The following is an 18,226-nucleotide window of genomic DNA, read 5'->3' as shown; positions in this document are numbered from 1 at the left end:
TTCATGTCAAAGCCCTTGATCGGGCGGAGAGGAGGGCCGGATGGAGGCCGCAGGCACCCTGGAGCGCGGCCTGACCGTGCTCAGGGCACTCGTCGCCGGCCAGGCCGGGCGGGCGCGCGCCACCGATCTCGTACGCGCCACCGGCCTGGCCAGATCGACCGTCGACCGCGTCCTGGCCACGCTGGTCCGCCTCGGCTACGTCCGGGCCGAGGGGCGGGACATGCTGCCTGCGCCGCCGCTGATGGAGCTGGGCGAGGCCTATCTCGCCTGTGACGGACTGCGCGACTCGCTCGCGCCGCCGGCGGAGCGGCTCGCGGAGGAGCTGGACGAGTCCGTGTCGCTGGCCGTCCAGGACGGTGAAGGGGTGCGTTTCATCGGCCAGTTCACCCGGCGGCGCACCATGTCGGTCGCCTTCCGGGTCGGCGACCTGCTGCCCGCCACCCGCTGCGCCGCCGGCCTGGCCCTGCTCGATCCGTCGGCGCCGTGGGCCGAGGACGACCAGCTCATCGAGCCCGGCCTGATCGCGGTCGCGGTGCCCGTACGGGATCCGGAGGGGCGAGCGGTCTGCGCGGTGAGCGTCGTCAGCCACACCAGCCGGCACACCGCCGCCGGACTGCGCGACTCCGTGCTCCCCCGACTGCGCAAGACGGTCGCGGCCATGGAGGCGGCCCTGGCGGAGCCGCCGTCCCCGCCCCGCCCGCGGCCGGCCGCCCCGGATGTCTCGCGCGCCACCAAACAGGAGCTGGGTGCGGAGTTCCTGCAGTCGCTGGCCCGCGGGCTGGCCGTGCTGGTGTCGCTCGGCTCGGCCCGCGGGGGGCTCAGCCTGGCCGATGCCGCCAAGGCGACCGGGCTGCCGAGGGCCACCGCGAGGCGGTCGCTGCAGGTCCTGGAGCGGATGGGCTACGCCGCCTCCCGCGGCTCCCGCTTCGCGCTGCTCCCCAAGGTGATGGAGCTGGGCTACGCCTCCCTGTCGGAGCGCACGTTCGGCGAGGTCGTCCAGCCGCACCTGGCCGACCTGGTGGCCCGGGTGCACCAGTCGGCCTCGGTCGCGGTGCTGTCCGGCGACGACGTCCTGTACGTGGCGCGCGTGCCCACGGTGAGCATCATGACCGTCGACATCACGGTCGGCACCCGCTTCCCGGCGTACGCCACCTCCATGGGCCGGGTGCTCCTGGCGGACCAGCCCGAGGAGCGCCTGGCCGGCATCACGCCGGAGCGGCTGACCCGCCACACGATCACGTCACCCGCCGGGTTGCGTGCCGCCGTCCGGCAGGCCGCCGAGGACGGCTATGCCCTGGTCGACCAGGAGCTGGAGGAGGGAGTGCGGTCGATCGCCGTGCCGGTCCGCGGCCGGGACGGACGGGTGGTCGCGGCCGTCAACGTCGCCACCCACGCCAGCCGCGCGAGCCGGGACGACCTGCTCCGCGACGTACTGCCCGCGCTGACCGAGACCGCCGCCAGGATGACGGCCGACCTTCGGCACATCCCCGCGGGACCGTGACGCCGGCCTCAGCAGATCAGTCGCGTACGCCCATCGCCCCTCTCGGCGGCGCGATCAGGCCGTACATGACCAGGGCGCAGAGCGCGATCGAGACGATGGACCACACGGGGAAGGCGACCATGAAGGCGAAGTGCCCGATCATGGCGAGCCCGGCCAGGATGACCCCGACCACGCGGGCCCACATCTGCCCGGCCAGCACGCCGACCCCGGTGGCGAACAGCAGCACGCCGAGCGCCAGCCAGATCCAGCCCCACGCGGTGTAGTTCCACACCAGCAGCCGCCCGCCGGGCGTGACGAAGAAGTACGTCTTGAACAGGGCGATGACGCCTTCGATGATGTTGAAGACGCCCAGCACCATGGCGAGCGTGCCGGCGAATCCGAGCCAGCCGGAGAAACCGGCACCAGGGTGAAAGGCCCGTCCGAACGGTGTTGACGTCGTCATGATCGTCTCCTTCCCGGTGAGTGGAAACCTCCGGGCGATGCATCCATGCCCGAAATGCCCGGCAGCAACAATGCCCGTCGGCAAAGCTATGTCTCCACCTGGGCAAAGGCGGATCAAAATCGAGCCAAGAGCCTTTTACTTATTTTTCTGAAAAAAGAGAGACCCTTGGCCGACATATCCGTTTGAAAAACGACAAAGTGCAGTGGTAACCGTTCACCGAATAATGTGGGTTGTGGAGGCTCGGCCACCCGCGACGCGGTGACCCGAGCACCTGAGTCGTTGGAGCATTCATGACCATGACCGCACCGACCGTCTCGTGTCGGCTGCCCGCGGAGCTCAACAGCTTCGTCGGCCGGCGGCACGAGATCGCCGAGGTCAAGCGGCTGCTGTGCGAAGCCAGGCTGGTGACGCTCGTGGGCGTGGGCGGCGTCGGCAAGACGCGCCTGGCCCTGCGGACCGCGTACGACCTGCGGCGCAGCTTCCACGACGGTGTGTGGCTGGTGGAGCTGGCGGCGCTGGAGAGCCCCGACCTGCTCGCGCAGACGGTGGCGGAGAGCCTGGAGATCCAGGACCGTTCCGTACGACCGTCCCTCGAGGTGCTCGTCGACCACCTGCGTGACAAGCAGCTGCTCCTGATCCTGGACAACTGCGAGCACCTGATGGAGGAGTGCGCCGTGATGGCGGAGACGCTCATGCGCTCCGTGCCCGAACTGCGGATCCTGGCGACCAGCCGGCAGTCGCTCGGCGTCGCCGGGGAGCAGACGATGCCCGTGCCGACGCTGCCCATCCCCGACTGCAACGGCTCGTGTCCTTCCACCGAGTCGCTGAAGAAGTTCGACGCGATCCGGCTGTTCGAGGAGCGGGCCCAGGCCGTGCTCCCGGGATTCGAGGTGTCCGAGGCCAACCAGGAGATCGTGGCGCGCATCTGCCGGCGGCTCGACGGCATCCCGCTGGCCATCGAACTGGCGGCCGTGCGGCTGCGGGCGATCTCCGTGGAGCAGTTGCTGGCCCGGCTCGACGACCGGTTCCGGCTGCTCACGACGGGCTCGCGTACGGCCATGCCGCGCCAGCAGACGCTGCGGGCGCTGATCGAGTGGAGCTACGGACTCTGCACCGAACAGGAGCGGCTGCTGTGGGCCCGGCTGTCGGTGTTCTCCGGCGGTCTCGACCTGGAGGCGGCCGAGCAGGTGTGCTCGGGGGACGGCATACTCGCCGACGAGATCGTCGACCTGGTGGTCGGCCTGGTGGGCAAGTCGGTGCTGGCCCGCGAGGAGCACGGGCCGACGGTGCGCTACCGGTTGCTGGAGACGATCCGCCAGTACGGCCGCGAACGGCTGCGCGAGTCCGGCGAGGAGGCGGAGCTCAAGGCCCGGCACCGCGACTGGTGCCACGATCTCGTGACGCGCGCGCAGCGCGAATGGTTCGGCCCCAACCAGGTGGCCTGGTTCAGGCGCCTGCACATCGAGCACGGCAACCTCCGCACGGCGCTCGACCACTGCCTCACGGCGCCGGGCGAGGCGGAGCGCGGCCTGGCCATCGCCACGGCGCTGCGGTTCTACTGGATCGCGGCCGCCTCGCTGCGCGAGGGGCGCGGCTGGCTCGACCGCCTGCTCGCCGCCGACGGCGAGCCGACCTCCGCCCGCGCCGGCGGCCTGTGCCTCAACTCGCGGCTGGCGGTCCTGCAGAGCGACTTCGCGTCGGCGACGCGGATGCTGGAGGAGTGCCACAGCCTGGCCACGCGGCTCGGTGACGCGCGCATCCTCGCCGGCGCCGCGTACGTCTCCGGCCTCGCGGCCCTGATCCAGTGCGACTTCACCGGCGCGGTCACCTTCCTGAGCAAGGCGGTCGAAGCCCACCGCGAGGCCGGCGAGGCCATGGGCATGGTGAACGCGCTGCTCTACCTCGCCACCGCCCATTCGCTGCTCGGCCACTCCGATCAGGCCGAGGCCCAGTACAAGGAGTGCCTGGCACTCTGCGAGGCGCGCGAGGACCACTGGTTCAGGTCGTACACGCTGTGGGTGTACGGGATCGAGCTGTGGCGGCAGGGCGACACGGCCAGGGCGGTCGAGATGGAGCGGGAGGCCATCCGGCTCAAGCGGCCCTTCGACGACCGGCTGGGCATCGCCCTGTGCATCGAGGCGCTGGCGTGGATGGCCGCCGACGGCACGACCGAGCGGGCCGCGGTGCTGTTCGGCGCCTCTCAGGAGAGCTGGCGCTCGTTCGGCGCTCCCCTGCTCGAGTACCTGTCCGGCTACCACGACGCCTCCGAGGCGCTGGCGCGGGAGCGCCTCGGCGGGCGCGCGTTCGAGGCCGGGTTCCGCAAGGGCACCGGACTCACCTCCGCCGAGGCGATCGCGTACGCCATGTGCGAGAGCGCCCAGGTGGCCGAGCCGGCGCCCAAGGCGACCTCGCCGCTCACGCGGCGGGAGATGGAGATCGCCCAGCTCGTCGCCCAGGGCATGACCAACAAGGCGATCGCGTCCCAGCTGGTCATCGCGCAGCGCACGGCCGAGGGGCACGTCGAGCACATTCTGAACAAGCTCGGGTTCAACTCCCGGGCCCAGATCGCGGCCTGGGTCTGCGAGCAAGGAGAGCTCCTCGCCGGGAGGACCCCATGAAGGCCGGCTCCGGCCTGCTGACCGACAAATCCAGCTTCGTCGGCCGGACGCATGAGCTGTGCGCGGTGCGGAAGATGCTGAGCAAGGCCCGGCTGCTCACCCTGACCGGCGTGGGCGGCGTCGGCAAGACCCGGCTGGCGCTCAGGGCCGCGGACGTCCTGCGGGAGGCGTACCAGGACGGCGTGGAGGTGGTCCAGCTCGCCACGCTGGAGACCGGCGACCTGCTCGAGCCGGCGGTCGCCACGGCGCTCGGGCTGCGCGACGGCAGCCCTGACCTCATGACCGTGCTGCAGGACTACCTGGCGGGCCGGCGGATGCTGCTGGTCCTGGACAACTGCGAGCATCTGAGCGCGTTCTGCGCCCCGTTCGTGGAACGGCTGCTGCGGGTCGCCCCGCGGCTGCAGATCCTGGCGACCAGCCGGCAGAGCCTGGGGGCGTACGGCGAGCAGGTGCTGAGGGTCGCCCCCATGCCGATCCCGACCCCCGGGGCCACCCTGCGGGAGATCGCCCGCCAGGACTCCGTGCGCCTGTTCGTGGAGCGCGCCGGGGGCGTCGTGCCCGGCTTCACGCTGCACTCCGGCAACATGGCGTGCGCGGCTCGGCTGGTGCAGCGCCTCGAAGGGATCCCGCTGGCGATCGAGCTGGCCGCGGTACGGCTGCGCACCCTGCCGCTCGAGGAGCTGACGCGCGAGCTGGACGAGCGGTTCGACGTACTGGCCGCGAAGGCTCCCACCGCGCTGCCCCGCCACCAGACGCTGCGCGCGACCATCGACTGGAGCTTCCGCCTCTGCTCGACCGGCGAGCGGCGGCTCTGGGGCCGGCTCGGGATGTTCCCCGCCGGGGCCGACCTGGAGACCGCGGAGGCGGTGTGCTCGGGCGAGGGCATCGACCGCCTCGACGTGCTCGATCACCTGGCCGGGCTGGTGGACAAATCGGTCCTGGTCAAGGACGGGCCCTGCTACCGCCTGCCGGAGAGCCTGCGCGCCTACGGCTGCGAACAGGTGTCGCCCGCCGAGCTGCGGCAGCTGCGCAGGCGCTACGTCGACCATTACCGGAACCTCGTGGAGCGGCACCGGGTCGACGAGATGGTCCCCGAGCAGGTGGATCGCTACCTGCTGCTGCAGCGGGAGCTGCCCAACATCCGCGTCGCCCTCGAGGCGTGCGTGAGTGAGCCGGCGCTGGCTCCCGTGGGAGCGGGCGCCGCGGCGGCGATGTGGTGCTTCTGGCTGCTCGCCGGCTCCCTCACCGAGGGCCGCTACTGGCTGGAGCGCGCCCTCGAGCATGTGCCGGACGAACACCCGGTACGGGCTGCCGCGCTCTGGGCCGACAGCATGCTCGCCATCCGCCAGTGCGACCTCGTGGCGGGGATGCCGAAGCTGCACGATTCCATGGCCATGGCCCGCGAGGCGGGAGACCAGAAGCTGCTGGCGCACGCCGTCCGCACCGCGGGCGTCGCGGCGTTCCTCGCCCACGACGCCCGGCGCGGCCTCGCGCTGATGCGGGAGTCCCTCGACATCCACCGCTCCATCGGCGACCTCGACGGTGTCATGTTCGCCCTCTATGTCGGTTCCACGTACGGCTCCAGCGAGGACCCGCGCCAGGCCGCCGAGTACGGCCGGCAGCTCCTGACCCTGTGCGAGCGGCAGAACGCCCTGGTCTTCCGCGCGTACGCCCAGCTGGCGCTCGGCGTCGCCCACTGGAACCTGGGAAACACCGCGCAGGCCGAGGCGCTGGTGACGACGGCCACCGAGTTCACCGCGGGGATCAACGACAGGTGGTGCCTCACCCAGTGCCTGGAGGTGCTGGCGTGGATCGCGGGCGCGCGGGAGGAGCACGACAGGGCCGCCGAGCTGCTGGGAGCGGCGCACGCGATGTGGCAGGCGGTGGGGGCCTCGCCCGAGTGGATGAACTATCACACGAAGTGGCACGAGCGCTGCACGCGACAGGCGCGCCGCGCGCTGGGCGGGCCGGCGTTCGCGGCGGCCTTCCGCCAGGGGGCGAGGCTCAGTCCGGAGCGCGCCGTGGCGTACGCGCTGGGCGGCACCGCACAGACGCGCGCCGGACGACCGGGTATGTGAGACCTGCCGGCGCCGAAACGCGCCGCACGGCGGTGCGTGTGAGACCTTCCCGACGAAGGCCGCGCGGTCAGGGTCGGGGCGAGAGGCGGAAGACGCGCAGCTCGCGGCCGGAGCGGTCGGTGTAGCCCTGGTAGAGCGGCCAGAAGCGGGTGAGCGCCCGCCACGCCTCCTCGCGGTCGGCGCCGGCCAGCAGACTGGCCGTCACGGGGATGACGCGCCCGCGGAAGGTCACCGTGGCCTGCGGGGTCTTGAGCAGGTTTCCGCTCCAGGCGGGGTGGTGCTCCCGGCCGAAGTTGCTGCCGACCACCAGGAAGGTGCCGCCGTCCTCGGGCAGGCAGGCCAGCGGGCTCTCGCGGGGCTGCCCCGACTTGCTGCCCGTCGTGGTGAGCAGCAGGTGGGGGATCATCTGGTCGCCCATCAGGACCCGGCCGCCGGTCACGCGGTTGACGAAGCGGTCGAGAGGCGGGACGATCTTGGGCGCGACCCGGGCGAAGCCCCTGGTGCCCGCGAGCCACTGGAAGAACGGGCGCAGCCCGGCGCTGACCCGAGCCCTTACCCCGCCGCTGGGCTGCTGCTCGACCACGGTGACCTCACGTCCGGTTCAGGGGTGGCACTGCTGACGGGGGCCAAGAATACTTCCCAACCAAGCGATAGGTCTACTCCGGATCGGCGCAGCACCGCTCAGGCGGCCGGCCGGTCGATCCGGTAGAGGTAGTGAGCGGGCCCGTGGATCGGGTTGTCCGGTTCGAGATCGCACTCCGCGATCCGGCGCATCCCGGCCTTCTCCAGCGCCCGCCACGAGGCGCGGTTGGCCGCGGAGACCGGCACCATCACGCAGGAGGCGTCCGGCAGCTCCTCCCACGTCCGCTCCACGACCGAACGGATCATCTCCGTCCCGAGTCCCCGGCCGACCTGGTTCGGATCGCCGATGAGGTAGTCGATGGAGACCGTGCCGTCAGGGACGGGGACGACGGCCGCCAGCTCGTCCAGGTAGTGCGGGTAGTCCGCCAGCCGCGACCGCTGGACCAGGCCGAGCGGCCGCCCGTCGAGGAACACGAGCAGGTCCTCGGACGGCTCCTCTCCCCTGGCGGCGGGGCCGAAGTCGCGCGCCACCGCCTCCGCCGAGGTCTCGTGGTTCCACCACAGCGCCACGTGCGGCCGCTCCAGCCACGTGCGCAGCAGGGGGAAGTCCTCCTGGCCGAGTCGACGCCATGTGATCATCAGGACGCTCCGGGCGTGAGGTGCCGGCGAACGACGCTGACGCTAGCAACGCACGCCAACCGTCAGCATCCGATTATTTGATCAAAGGTCACGCCAGGCCGGTCAGCGGTGCGGACCAGGAGCCGATGAGCTGCAGGGCGGTTTCGGACGGGGAGCCGGCCTCGGCGGTGTAGGTGATGAGCACCTGGTCGGGTTCGTCCGGGATGCGGAACGTCTCGTGGTCCAGGGTCAGCTCCCCCACCAGCGGATGATGGAAGGTCTTGCGGCCGTGGGTCTTGTCGACGACGTCGTGCTCGGCCCACCAGTGGCGGAAGTCCTCGCTCTTCATCGACAGCTCGCCGACGAGCGCGGCCAGCACCGGGTCGCCGGGGTACGCGCCGGCCTTGAGCCGCAGGTACGACACGGTCTCCTTGGCCTTGATGGTCCAGTCCGCGTACAGGTCCTGGATACCGGGGTCCAGGAAGATCATCCGGCCCCAGTTGCGCTGCTCCGCGGGCAGCGCGTCGAAGTCGGTGAACAGCGCGCGGGCCATCTGGTTCCAGGCCAGAACGTCGCAGCGCCTGCCCACGATGTAGGCGGGGACGTCACGCGCCATCTCCAGCAGCCGCCGCAGCCCCGGCCTGACCCGCTCCGGCGGCGGCGCGTGCCGGGCCGCGCGCCGGCCCGGGCCGCTCAGATCGCGCAGGTGCGCGCGCTCGGCCGCGTCCAGCCGCAGCGCGTTGGCGACCGCGTCCAGGACCTCGGCCGACACGCCGGGCGCCCGTCCCTGCTCCAGTCGTACGTAGTAGTCGACGCTCACCCCCGCGAGCTGGGCCAGCTCCTCGCGCCGCAGCCCGGGAACCCGCCTCCGGCCCGTCGAACGCAGGCCGACCTCGTCGGGGCTGACGCGGGCACGGCGACTACGCAAGAAAGCCGACAACTCTGCACGTCGATCCATATGGCCAAGTATGTCGGAATAGGCGGCCCTCAGGGTGGTCCTGTCCGACCCACCCTGCCACGCTCCCCCACCGCCGCCCAACGTCAGCCACGCCCGCCGCCCGACGTCAGCGACGCCCGCCGCCGCCCGTGGTCAGCCACGTCCACCGCCTGCGCTACCCAGCGCATAGGCCCGCCATGGCCTCCCACAGCGGCGGGCAGCGACCACGCCGGTCGCCGACAACGCAGCCACCTTGGACACGCCCACCACCGGACGCGCCGAACACGCCAACCGCGGATTTACCGATGGCGCCGCTCCACGGCCAACCACCGCCGGACACCCCGGTGCACGCGCTCCGGCGACGTCCGGTGGGCCATCGGGCAAGACGCCCCGGGGTAGCGCCTGCGCGGGATGAGAGGCGACGAGCCGAAGGGCGGGTCGCCGTGGCCCTTGGCGCAAAGGCGGGTTCAGCGCCCCGCGTCCGTGGCCGAGGACCTGGGCCGGGCGCCGAGGGCGCCGAGCAGGTAGTGGCGCTGGCGCAGGGTGAGGTCGCCGATGCTGGCGCCGCTGCCGATCCCGCCCTTCCGCAGCACTCTGGTGATCTCGGCGGCGCTGCGCCCCGGCAGGGCCCGCAGCAGCGACTCGACGTCGGCGCTGATGGTCGTCAGCTCGCTGCGTGACAGCAGGGCCTCCACGCCGAGCTGCCCGCCCGCGACGGCGGCGCGCAGCTCGGAGGCCGTCATCGGCATCGGCTCGCGCGGGGGTTCGGGCCGGGGGGACGGAGTGGGGGTGGGTTGGACGAGCAGCCCGCCCGTCTCACCGGCGGCGGCGATGGGCACGGCCAGCTCGGGCAGGTCCTCGACGAGAACGGTCTGCGCCGCGACCAGCAGGCCGCCCACGGAGAGCACGCCCGCCGCGGCGACGGCCACATGGCGCCGCACCAGCCGGCCGCTGCTGCGGGCGATCTTCAGCCCGATCACGGCGGTACGCACGAGCACACCGGTGAGCAGGCCGAGCAGGATCGGCACGCTCTGCGGGGGGATCGGCGCCACCGCGGCCAGCACGACACCGGCCGCGGGGCTGAGACAGGAGAGCGCCAGCCAGGGAGCGCGTCGTTTGCTGGCCATGTCGAGCATGGCCGTCATGGCCAGCCCCTCACCGGCCGAGTGGATCATGAGCGCGGCCACGACGATGGCCGATGCCGCCAGCACCAGGGTGGCGCCCTCGATCATGCGGTGCAGGCTCAGCGCGACGGCGGTGCCCACACCTCCGTACACCGCGGCGCTGACGGCCTGCTTGACGCGCCTGTGCAGGCCGGGGGCGTGCTGTCCGCGCTGCCCGACCTCGTGCGGGTGGCCGTGGCGGGTGAAGTACGTGATGATGGCGAAGCCCACCACCCCGGCCAGCGCCACAAGCCACAGCGGCACTTCGGTGGCGTGGGCCTCACGCCAGGCGTCGGGCATCACGTCGGTCAGGGCGGTGACGAGCATGAGCGCCGAGGCGACGGCCAGCCAAATGCTGATCTTGGCGGCGTTGCGCTGGGCCAGATGGGCTCCGGCCAGCGTGGACAGCGCCACCAGGCCCACGGCGGCCCACACCGTCCAGGCGGGCATGGCGGCGTCAAGGCCCGTGTCCTGCAGCGCCGACTGCAGTGCCGGCCCCCCGAGCGGCAAGGACATGTCACAGCCTTTCTGGCGAGAGTGCGTACGGAAACGGCGGTGCGATACGGAACGGCAGTGCGTACGGAACGGCGGTGCGGTAGGGAACGGCGGTGCCGTACGGAACGGCTCGATCAGGGCGCGGCGACGGGACCGGTGCGCGCGCCGTGGCCGCTGTGCGCGACGACACCGCCGTGCGGGCCGTCGCCGGGACGCGCGCCGTCGACGATGCGCGCCACGGGACCGGTGTGCGCATCGGCGTCCACGTGCGCCACGGGACCGCTGCGCACCCCATCGCCCGCGTGCGCGACGGGACCGGCATGCGGGCCACCGCCCGGGTGCGCGGCAGGACCGGACGTGGCGCGGTCAGACGCGGCCTGGCCGGACGTGGCCTGGCCGAGCGTGGCGTGGTCGGGCGTGGCGTGGTCGGGCGTGGCGTGGTCGGGCGTGGCGGGGTCGTCCAGGGCGCCGCGTAGCCGGCCGAGCTGGGCGCGCAGGCTGTCCTGCAGTTGCCGGCCGTGGTGGGACAGCACCGCGTCGAACTGGTCGAGCTGCTCCTCGACGGCCACGCGGGCGGTCCGGGTCAGCGCCTCTGCCGCCGCGGCGGCCTCGCGCCGCAGCCGCTGGGCCTCGGCGCGGGCCTCGGCGAGGATCTGGCGGGCCTCCTGCCGCGCGGTCTCCACCGTCTCCTGCGCCGCCCGCTCCGCTTCGGCGAGGGACAGGCTCGGCGGGACGGGGATGTTGGCGAGACGCTCGCGCAGGTGGGCGTTGTCCTGCCAGAGCAGGCCGAGCGTCGTCTCCACGCTGGCCAGGAACGCGTCCACCTCGGCCAGGTCGTACCCGGCACGCAGCCGGACCACGCTGAAGACCTGATGGTGCACGGCGGCGGGGGTCAGCAGGGCGAGCTGACCGGGGCCCGCCGCATGGACCGGCAGCGCGCCGGGGTCGTCGCCGACAGCGTGACTGAACGGGAGCTGGAGGCGATGGTCGTGTTCTTCGTGCTTGACGTGCATGACGGCGCTTCACCGAGCCCTTCGGCGCGACCTTTACCGTTTGACCAGGAAACTTATACGCTCAGTAGTTGACACGTTACCTTGTGCTTAAACGTCCGGGCAGCCGCTGACGGGTAAAGCCACCCGGATGATCTGTGACCGGAGTCACATTCACGACCTGTCCCCTGGAGGCGTTCTCGTTCGTCCTGTCGCCGTAAACCGGCTTCAAGGAAGGTTCGAGACCATGAATCAAGTGATCGTCATCGAGTTCGTCTCACTCGACGGGGTCGTCGAGGACCCGGACGGGAGCGATGGGAGGCCGTGGGGAGGATGGGCGTTCCGCTACGGGCCCGAGTCCGTGGCCGGCGACAAGTTCGCTCTCGGGGAGGTGCTGGACTCCGGCGCCATGCTGCTCGGCCGGGCCACCTGGGAGCTCTTCTCCCGCATCTGGCCTTCCAGGGACGACGAGTTCTCCAGGAAGATGAACGCCCTCCCCAAGCTCGTCGTCTCGCGATCGCTGGAGAGCGTCGAGAAATGGAGCAACTCCGCCCTCCTGCGGGGCGACCTGGTCGAGGAGGTGGCCGAGCGGAAGAAGCGCCAGACTATCGTGGTGGCCGGCAGCGCCGGCGTCGTCGACGTGCTGAGGGCCCACGACCTGATCGACGAGTACCGTCTGCTGGTGTTCCCGGTGGTGCTCGGCCAGGGGCGCCGGCTGTTCGACCGGCCGGGGCAGCCCGCCGGGCTGAGCCTCGAGTCCGCCGAGCGGGTGGGCCAGGCCGTCCGCCTGGTCTACCGCCGCGAACCAGCCCAAGGAGACCACCAGTGAGATACGCACTGCTCATCAACGAACGTCCCGAGGCCTACGACGGCCTCAGCGCGGACGAGCGCGCCGCCATCAGCGCCGAGTACGTCACGCTGATGAAGGACGAACGCATGCTCGGAGGCGAACGGCTGCAGCCGGCCGAGACCGCGACCACCGTACGGGTCCAGGACGGCGAGACGCTGGTGACCGACGGGCCGTTCGCCGACACCAAGGAGATCTTCGGCGGGTTCTACATCGTCGAGGCCGGCGACCTCGACGAGGCGCTCGAGCTCGCCGCCCGGATCCCGGCCACCCGCCTGGGCGGTTCGGTCGAGGTGCGGCCGCTGGTGGAGCTCTAGCCGGTGCTCGAGGAGATCTTCCGCGACCAGTGGGCACGCGTGTTCGCCGCCCTGGTGAGCTACACCGGCGACATCGACGTCGCCGAGGAGGCCGCGCAGGAGGCGTTCGTCATCGCCGCCGAGCGCTGGAGCCGCGACGGGCTCCCGGCCAATCCGGGAGCCTGGCTCGTGGTGACGGGGCGCAACCGGGCGATCGACCGCCTGCGCCGCGACCGTACCCATGCGGACAAGCTCCGGCGGCTGGAACGGCCGGAGCCCGGCGAGGAGGCGGCGATGGACGAGACGTCGATTCCCGACGAACGGCTCGAGCTGTTCTTCATGTGCTGCCATCCGGCGCTCGCGGCGGAGGCCCAGGTCGCGCTCACCCTGCGGGCGCTGGGCGGCCTGTCGACGCCGGAGATCGCCCGGGCGTTCCTGGTGAGCGAGGAGGCGATGAAGCGGCGGCTCTCCCGCGCCCGCACCAAGATCCGGGCGGCCGGGATCCCGTTCGCGATCCCCCGCGAGGACCGCCTGCCCGCCCGGCTGGGCGCGGTGCTCGCGGTGCTCTACCTGATCTTCAATCAGGGGTACGGCGACGGCCGGGCCGACCTGACGGCCGAGGCGATCCGGCTGGCCCGGACACTCCTCGACCTCATGCCCGGCGAACCCGAGCCCGCCGGGCTGCTGGCGCTGATGCTGCTGCACGACTCGCGGCGGGCGGCCCGGGTCCGCGACGGCGAGATCGTCCTGCTCCACGAGCAGGATCGCGGCCTGTGGGACACCGCGCAGATCGGGGAAGGCCAGGCGCTGCTGGACCGCGCGCTCGCGCGCGGCGCTCGCGGCGCCTACACGGTGCAGGCGGCCATCGCCGCGCTCCAGGCCGAGGAGCGCGTCGACTGGCCGGCCGTGGCCGCGCTCTACGACCGGCTGCGTGAGCTGACGGGCTCCGCGGTCGTGGAGCTCAACCGCGCGGTGGCGATCGCCGAGGTCGAGGGGCCGCGCGCGGCCCTGGCGATCGTCGACGCGCTCCCCCTCGACGGCTACCGCTATTTCCACTCCACCCGGGCCGAGCTCCTGCGGCGCCTGGACGACATCGAGGGGGCGCGGGCGGCGTACGAGAGGGCGCTCGCGCTGGCCACGACCGAGGCCGAGCGCCGATTCCTGAAGCGCCGTCTCGATCAGCTCTTGCCCTGACTTTACTGACCTGTCAGTATCGGCAGCGTGAGCGATCAACGCGAGCTCAGCGCCGCCGGGCAGCGGCTGCTGGAGGTGGCCACGGAGGTCTTCTACGCCGAAGGCATCCGCGCGACCGGCGTCGACTCGCTGGTGGCCCGTGCCCAGGTGTCCAAGCCCACGCTGTACGCCCAGTTCGGGTCCAAGGAGCAACTGGTGGCGGCCGTGCTGGACCGGCGGCGGGCCGCGCGGCAGGCGGCCATGACCGCGTTCCTCCAGCAGTGCGCGGCGAACGGAGCCGAGCGGCTGCTGGCGGTCTTCGACTGGCTCGCGGAGGGGCACGGCCAGGAGGGGTTCCGCGGCTGCCCGTTCACCAACGCCGCGGTGGAGCTGCCCGACGCGGGGCATCCCGCGCGTGAGGTCATCTCGGCCTACAAGGACTGGCTGCGCTCCACGCTGACCCGTCTGGCGGCCGAGGCCGGCCTGCCGCGGCCGGAGGAGGTCGGCTTCGGGCTGCTCCTTCTCATCGACGGGGCCAACGCGCGGGTGGTGGTCGACGGTGATCGTACGGCGATGCGCAGGGCCAAGCAGGTGGCGGCCAGGATGATCGGAGCAGACCATGAATGAGCTGAAGCCGGGCCTCGAGCACACGTTCCGGTTCCGGGTGCCGGAGAGCAAGATCGTCGCGGCGCTCTATCCGGAGTCGCCGGAGTTCGCGGTCATGCCGCCGGTGTTCGCCACCGGGTTCCTCGTCGGGCTGATCGAGTGGACGTGCGTCCAGGCCGTCGTGCCGTACCTGGACTGGCCGCGCGAGCAGACGGTCGGCACGCACGTCGACCTCAGCCACGCGGCCGCCACGCCGCCCGGCCTCGAGGTGACCTGCCGCGTGCGGCTCACCGGGGTGGAGGGGCGGCGGCTGCGGTTCGAGGTGGCCGCCGACGACGGGCACGACGTGATCAGCACCGGCACCCACGAACGCGCCGTCATCGACGCCGCCCGCTTCACCGGGCGCGCCCGCTCCAAGGGGGCGCCGGCGTAGGACGTCGCGCAGGCGCTGGCGCCAGTCCCCACCCGGGGCGATCAGCACGCTATGGGTGCGGCAGGCGTGGGCGACCGCGCCGCGCGACGGCGGCCCGGCACAGCGCGTCCGGCTGCACACCTCCAGCGACTACGACCCCACCGCGTGACGGCGGCCCGCACCCGCCCCCGCGGGCCTCACCCGTTCGTGCTCGCAGTGTCGAGGCACCGGCGGATGGCGGTTCTGGCCCGCTTGTAGGCGTTCGGGTCGTCGTGCAGCAGGGAGAGGGCGTTGGCCGTCTCCATGAACGCGATGAGCTCGAACGCGAGCTGGTCGGGATCCGTGTCGCCGGCGAGCTCGCCGAGCTGGCGGGCGTCGTCGACGGCGCGCGCCACGAAGCGGGTCCAGTCGAGGCTCGCCGCGGCGGCGGCGTCCCGCACCCGGCCCGGGCGGGCGTCGAACTCCGCGTTGACGGCGAAGAAGAAGCAGCCGCCCGGGAAGACCCGCCGCTGCGAGTAGCTCAGCCAGTTCTCGCACAGCCGGCGCACCCTGCCCAGGCCCGGCGGCACGGTCAGCGCGGGCTGGACGACCTCCTCGACGTACACGGCCGCCGCGGCGCGGATCGTGGCGAGCTGCAGCTCTTCCTTGGAGCCGAAGTAACCGAACAGGCCGCTCTTGCTCACGCCGAGGTCCGTGGCCAGCCGGCCGATCGACAGCCCTTCCAGCCCGTCCCGCGAGGCGATGTCCGCCGCCCTGCGCAGGATCACGCTGCGTGTCCGTTCGTCCCGCGGCCTTCCCGGCATCTCTCACCCCTCCATGCACGAACGTTCGGTTCACCATAGCCGCTTGACCTTTGACTCAGCACCCTCCTATTCTCGGCACGAACGTTCGTACTTAGAAAGGCGGATGATGACTCGACCCCCAGCCGTGGAGCTCCGGGACCTGCATCGGTGCGCGCTGGACCTCGCCAGGAGAGCGATCGCCCAGGTCGCCACCGTGGACCTCGACCGGCCCACGCCGTGCACGGAATGGAACCTGGGCGACCTGCTGCGGCACATGGTGGGTGAGAACCACGGCTTCGCCGCCGCCGCGGACCCACTGGCGCAGCGGTCCACCCGGGACGGCGACGACCTCGGAGACGACCCGTTCGGCGCCTTCCACGACTCCGCGGCCGCGGTCACGAAGGCGTTCGCCGCCCCTGACTTCTACGACCGCCAGGTCGAGATCGGCGAGTTCGGCGTCTTCCCCGGACGGGTCGCGATCAGCATGCACCTGGTCGACTGCCTCGTGCACGGCTGGGACGTCGCCACCAGCATCGGCGCCTCCTACCGGCCCGACCCCGAGCTGGTCGCGTCCGCGCTGGCGATGGCCTCCCGGTGGCCGGACACGCCGAAGAGCCGCGGTCCGGGCGCCGCGTTCGACACCAGGGTTCCGGTGCCCGACGACGCCCCGGACTTCCAGCGGCTGCTCGGCCTGCTGGGCCGCGACCCGTCGTGGGCGGCGCCATGCTGACGAGCCGCTGGACACCTGGACAGGCGGCCGGCACCACCGGGTCGGTGCTGGTCAGCGTCACCGACTTCCAGGCCGACCGGCTGCGCGACCTGCCCGGCGTCTACCGGGCCGGACTCGCCCTGCGCCGGGCCTGGCCCGAACTGGACGGCGCGGTCGGCATGTGGCTCTGGACGGAGCCGCTGCGCGGCAGGTGCGGCTCGGTGTCGATCTGGCTGGACGAGCAGGCCCTTCGTGGGTTCGTCGGCTGGCCGGAGCACGTCGCCATCGTGCGGCGTTACCGCGGGCGGGGCCGGCTCAGGTCCACCACGTGGACGACCAGCCCGTCCGACCGCGACATCTGGGCCAAGGCCCGGGCCTACCTGTCCGAAGAGACCAGGACACCGTGACCGGCGGGCACGAGGTGCTGCGCGTCCTGGCCGACCGGGTCAGCCGCGGCAGCCGTCCCAGGCAGCGGCAGGACGGCCACCGGGTGGCCCTGGCCATCGAGGGCGGCGGCATGCGTGGCACGATCTCCGCCGGCATGGCCCTGGCCCTGCATGAGAGCGGGGTGGCGCACGCCTTCGACGCGGTCTACGGAGCGTCGGCTGGGGCCATCACCGGGGCCTGGCTGCTCAGCGGCACTCCCGAGCAGCTGGCCGGCTGGGCCGAACCCGGCTACGCCAAGGCGATGATCCGTCCGTCCAACCTCCTGCGCGGCCGGCCGATGGTCGACGTGCGCAACCTGGTCGAGCACCTGTACTGCGAGGTGGCCCGGATGGACTTCGACGCCGTCCTGGCCAATCCCGTCGAGTACCACCCGCTGGCCACCGACGTCCACACCGGGCGGTCCACCGATCTGCGCCCCTATCTGACCGGCCCCGTCGAGCTGCGGCTGGCGCTGCGGGCCAGTGCGGCGCTGCCGTTCCTCGCCGGTCCGCCGGTCGAGCTGGCCGGGCGGTTCTACTACGACGCGGGACTCGCCGAGTCCATCCCGTACCGCACCGCCCTGGCGCAGGGCGCCAGCCACGTCCTGGTCCTGCGGTCGCGTCCCGCCGCGCCCGGGACGGCCGCCCGACGCGGGGCGCGGCCGTCCTACGGAGCGCGCCTGATCGCCGCGACCGTTCTGCGGGGGTATCCCGAGGCGCTGCACCGGAGTTACCTCACGCGCGCCCACCGCCTGCTGCACGACGACGCGGTGCTCACGCGGTACGACCAGCCGGCTCCGCCGGTGTCCCGCCTGCCCGTCGGCGGCCGGGCCCCGGCGGATCCGGCGGTCCTGTCCGTACGCCCCGGGCCCGGCACCCCCCGCATCGGTCGCCTCACCCGCGACGGCGAACCGCTCAAGGCCGCGCTCGAAGCCGGGCGCGCGGCGGTCGACCGGCTGTTACGCCCGCTCGGCCGGCTGACCGCCGGCTGACGATTCCCCCCGTCACTCCCCTGGAGGTCACACCATGGTCAAGTCGCTCCTGTACACCGGTCCGGCACTCGACGACCTGCACGAGCAGTACGCCAAGAAGGGCCGCATCGACGAACGGGCGGCGGTGCGCGCCCGCTGCGACGTCGCCATCGACGCGCCGGTCGAGACGGTCTGGGACGTGCTGGCCACCCCGGCCGCCTGGTCCCGTATCGACCCGGCGATCCACGACGTGCGGTTGGACGGTGCGGTCGCGCCGGACACGTCGTTCTCGTGGGTCAACGGCAAGGCGGCGATCCGGTCCCGGTTCGCGGTGGTCCGCCGGGATGAGGAGCTCACGTGGACGGGCGTGAGCTTCGGAGCCCGAGCCGTCCACCGGCACCTGCTGCTGCGCCGGGGCGACGGCGGCACGGACCTGGAGGTGAGCGAGTCCATGGCCGGGCCGCTGCTCGGCCTGTTCTTCGGCGAGGCCAAGCTGCAGGCGGCACTGACGTCCTGGGCGGCCGGCATCAAGCGGGCCGCGGAGGACATCCGGCGCGGCGTCGCCTCCTGAACGCCGACCGG

The 18,226-nt window shown here is 72.4% G+C and carries 19 protein-coding genes; 12 read left to right on the top strand and 7 right to left on the bottom strand.

The window, feature by feature from the left end; genetic code table 11:
- Nucleotides 1–40: 40 nt before the first annotated feature.
- Entirely contained in the window at nt 41–1,501 is a 1,461-nt protein-coding gene (locus tag AB0J64_RS19010; RefSeq protein WP_364028333.1) for an IclR family transcriptional regulator C-terminal domain-containing protein, read from the top strand.
- A gap of 16 nt (nt 1,502–1,517) precedes the next feature.
- Here AB0J64_RS19010 and AB0J64_RS19005 read toward each other — a convergent pair whose 3' ends face one another.
- A complete protein-coding gene (locus tag AB0J64_RS19005; protein ID WP_364028331.1) occupies nt 1,518–1,943 on the bottom strand; it encodes a hypothetical protein in 426 nt (141 codons plus the stop codon).
- Nucleotides 1,944–2,233: 290 nt separating this feature from the next.
- Between AB0J64_RS19005 and AB0J64_RS19000 the strand changes: the two genes are divergently transcribed.
- Entirely contained in the window at nt 2,234–4,561 is a 2,328-nt protein-coding gene (locus AB0J64_RS19000) for a LuxR C-terminal-related transcriptional regulator (protein ID WP_364028329.1), read from the top strand.
- Nucleotides 4,558–6,639 carry an AAA family ATPase gene (locus AB0J64_RS18995; RefSeq protein ID WP_364028327.1) on the top strand — a complete coding sequence of 694 codons (2,082 nt, stop codon included), beginning with the start codon at nt 4,558–4,560 and terminating at the stop codon, nt 6,637–6,639. The genes AB0J64_RS19000 and AB0J64_RS18995 overlap by 4 nt, the downstream gene beginning before the upstream one ends.
- Before the next feature lie 67 nt (nt 6,640–6,706).
- On the opposite strand, the gene AB0J64_RS18990 is transcribed toward AB0J64_RS18995, so the two are convergent.
- The 5 genes from AB0J64_RS18990 to AB0J64_RS18970 all read right to left on the bottom strand — a co-directional run bounded on the left by AB0J64_RS18990 (nt 6,707) and on the right by AB0J64_RS18970 (nt 11,447).
- Nucleotides 6,707–7,222: a nitroreductase family deazaflavin-dependent oxidoreductase gene (locus AB0J64_RS18990; protein ID WP_364028325.1), complete on the bottom strand. Its 516-nt coding sequence runs from the start codon at nt 7,220–7,222 to the stop codon at nt 6,707–6,709.
- A 98-nt stretch (nt 7,223–7,320) separates the two neighbouring features.
- Nucleotides 7,321–7,860: a GNAT family N-acetyltransferase gene (locus AB0J64_RS18985; protein WP_364028323.1), complete on the bottom strand. Its 540-nt coding sequence runs from the start codon at nt 7,858–7,860 to the stop codon at nt 7,321–7,323.
- Between the two features lie 88 nt (nt 7,861–7,948).
- Complete coding sequence (locus AB0J64_RS18980) at nt 7,949–8,797, bottom strand: helix-turn-helix transcriptional regulator (RefSeq protein ID WP_364028321.1); 849 nt, start codon at nt 8,795–8,797, stop codon at nt 7,949–7,951.
- A 446-nt stretch (nt 8,798–9,243) separates the two neighbouring features.
- Nucleotides 9,244–10,455 (bottom strand): hypothetical protein, encoded by a 1,212-nt coding sequence (locus tag AB0J64_RS18975; protein WP_364028319.1) that lies wholly within the window; start codon nt 10,453–10,455, stop codon nt 9,244–9,246.
- Nucleotides 10,456–10,568: 113 nt separating this feature from the next.
- Entirely contained in the window at nt 10,569–11,447 is an 879-nt protein-coding gene (locus tag AB0J64_RS18970; RefSeq protein ID WP_364028317.1) for a DivIVA domain-containing protein, read from the bottom strand.
- Between the two features lie 223 nt (nt 11,448–11,670).
- Between AB0J64_RS18970 and AB0J64_RS18965 the strand changes: the two genes are divergently transcribed.
- From AB0J64_RS18965 to AB0J64_RS18945, 5 genes are read left to right on the top strand one after another with little or no spacing between them, the layout of a single operon-like run.
- A complete protein-coding gene (locus tag AB0J64_RS18965) occupies nt 11,671–12,252 on the top strand; it encodes a dihydrofolate reductase family protein (protein WP_364028315.1) in 582 nt (193 codons plus the stop codon).
- On the top strand, nt 12,249–12,587 hold the full coding sequence (locus AB0J64_RS18960) for a YciI family protein (RefSeq protein WP_364028313.1): 339 nt from the start codon (nt 12,249–12,251) through the stop codon (nt 12,585–12,587). The genes AB0J64_RS18965 and AB0J64_RS18960 overlap by 4 nt, the downstream gene beginning before the upstream one ends.
- Before the next feature lie 3 nt (nt 12,588–12,590).
- Entirely contained in the window at nt 12,591–13,760 is a 1,170-nt protein-coding gene (locus AB0J64_RS18955; protein ID WP_364028311.1) for a sigma-70 family RNA polymerase sigma factor, read from the top strand.
- A gap of 27 nt (nt 13,761–13,787) precedes the next feature.
- Complete coding sequence (locus AB0J64_RS18950) at nt 13,788–14,366, top strand: helix-turn-helix domain-containing protein (RefSeq protein ID WP_364028309.1); 579 nt, start codon at nt 13,788–13,790, stop codon at nt 14,364–14,366.
- Nucleotides 14,359–14,778 (top strand): thioesterase family protein, encoded by a 420-nt coding sequence (locus AB0J64_RS18945; protein ID WP_364028307.1) that lies wholly within the window; start codon nt 14,359–14,361, stop codon nt 14,776–14,778. The genes AB0J64_RS18950 and AB0J64_RS18945 overlap by 8 nt, the downstream gene beginning before the upstream one ends.
- A gap of 176 nt (nt 14,779–14,954) precedes the next feature.
- On the opposite strand, the gene AB0J64_RS18940 is transcribed toward AB0J64_RS18945, so the two are convergent.
- Nucleotides 14,955–15,524 (bottom strand): TetR/AcrR family transcriptional regulator, encoded by a 570-nt coding sequence (locus AB0J64_RS18940; RefSeq protein WP_364028305.1) that lies wholly within the window; start codon nt 15,522–15,524, stop codon nt 14,955–14,957.
- A gap of 139 nt (nt 15,525–15,663) precedes the next feature.
- Here AB0J64_RS18940 and AB0J64_RS18935 point away from each other — a divergent pair, with 139 nt between their 5' ends.
- From AB0J64_RS18935 to AB0J64_RS18920, 4 genes are read left to right on the top strand one after another with little or no spacing between them, the layout of a single operon-like run.
- Nucleotides 15,664–16,269, top strand: coding sequence for a TIGR03086 family metal-binding protein (locus AB0J64_RS18935; protein WP_364028303.1), 606 nt, complete (start codon nt 15,664–15,666; stop codon nt 16,267–16,269).
- The gene (locus AB0J64_RS18930; RefSeq protein WP_364028301.1) at nt 16,263–16,655 is read left to right on the top strand and encodes a hypothetical protein; all 393 of its coding nucleotides are present in this window, start codon (nt 16,263–16,265) and stop codon (nt 16,653–16,655) included. The genes AB0J64_RS18935 and AB0J64_RS18930 overlap by 7 nt, the downstream gene beginning before the upstream one ends.
- Nucleotides 16,652–17,665 (top strand): patatin-like phospholipase family protein, encoded by a 1,014-nt coding sequence (locus AB0J64_RS18925; RefSeq protein WP_364028299.1) that lies wholly within the window; start codon nt 16,652–16,654, stop codon nt 17,663–17,665. Before AB0J64_RS18930 ends, AB0J64_RS18925 begins: the two co-directional genes overlap by 4 nt.
- A 34-nt stretch (nt 17,666–17,699) precedes the next feature.
- Entirely contained in the window at nt 17,700–18,215 is a 516-nt protein-coding gene (locus tag AB0J64_RS18920; RefSeq protein WP_364028297.1) for an SRPBCC family protein, read from the top strand.
- Nucleotides 18,216–18,226: the final 11 nt, after the last annotated feature.

It is taken from the genome of Nonomuraea sp. NPDC049695 (assembly GCF_040674955.1).
Lineage (GTDB): Bacteria > Actinomycetota > Actinomycetes > Streptosporangiales > Streptosporangiaceae > Nonomuraea > Nonomuraea helvata.
The sequence above is the reverse complement of the archived record's forward strand: the minus strand, read 5'-3'. Positions and strand labels throughout refer to the sequence as shown.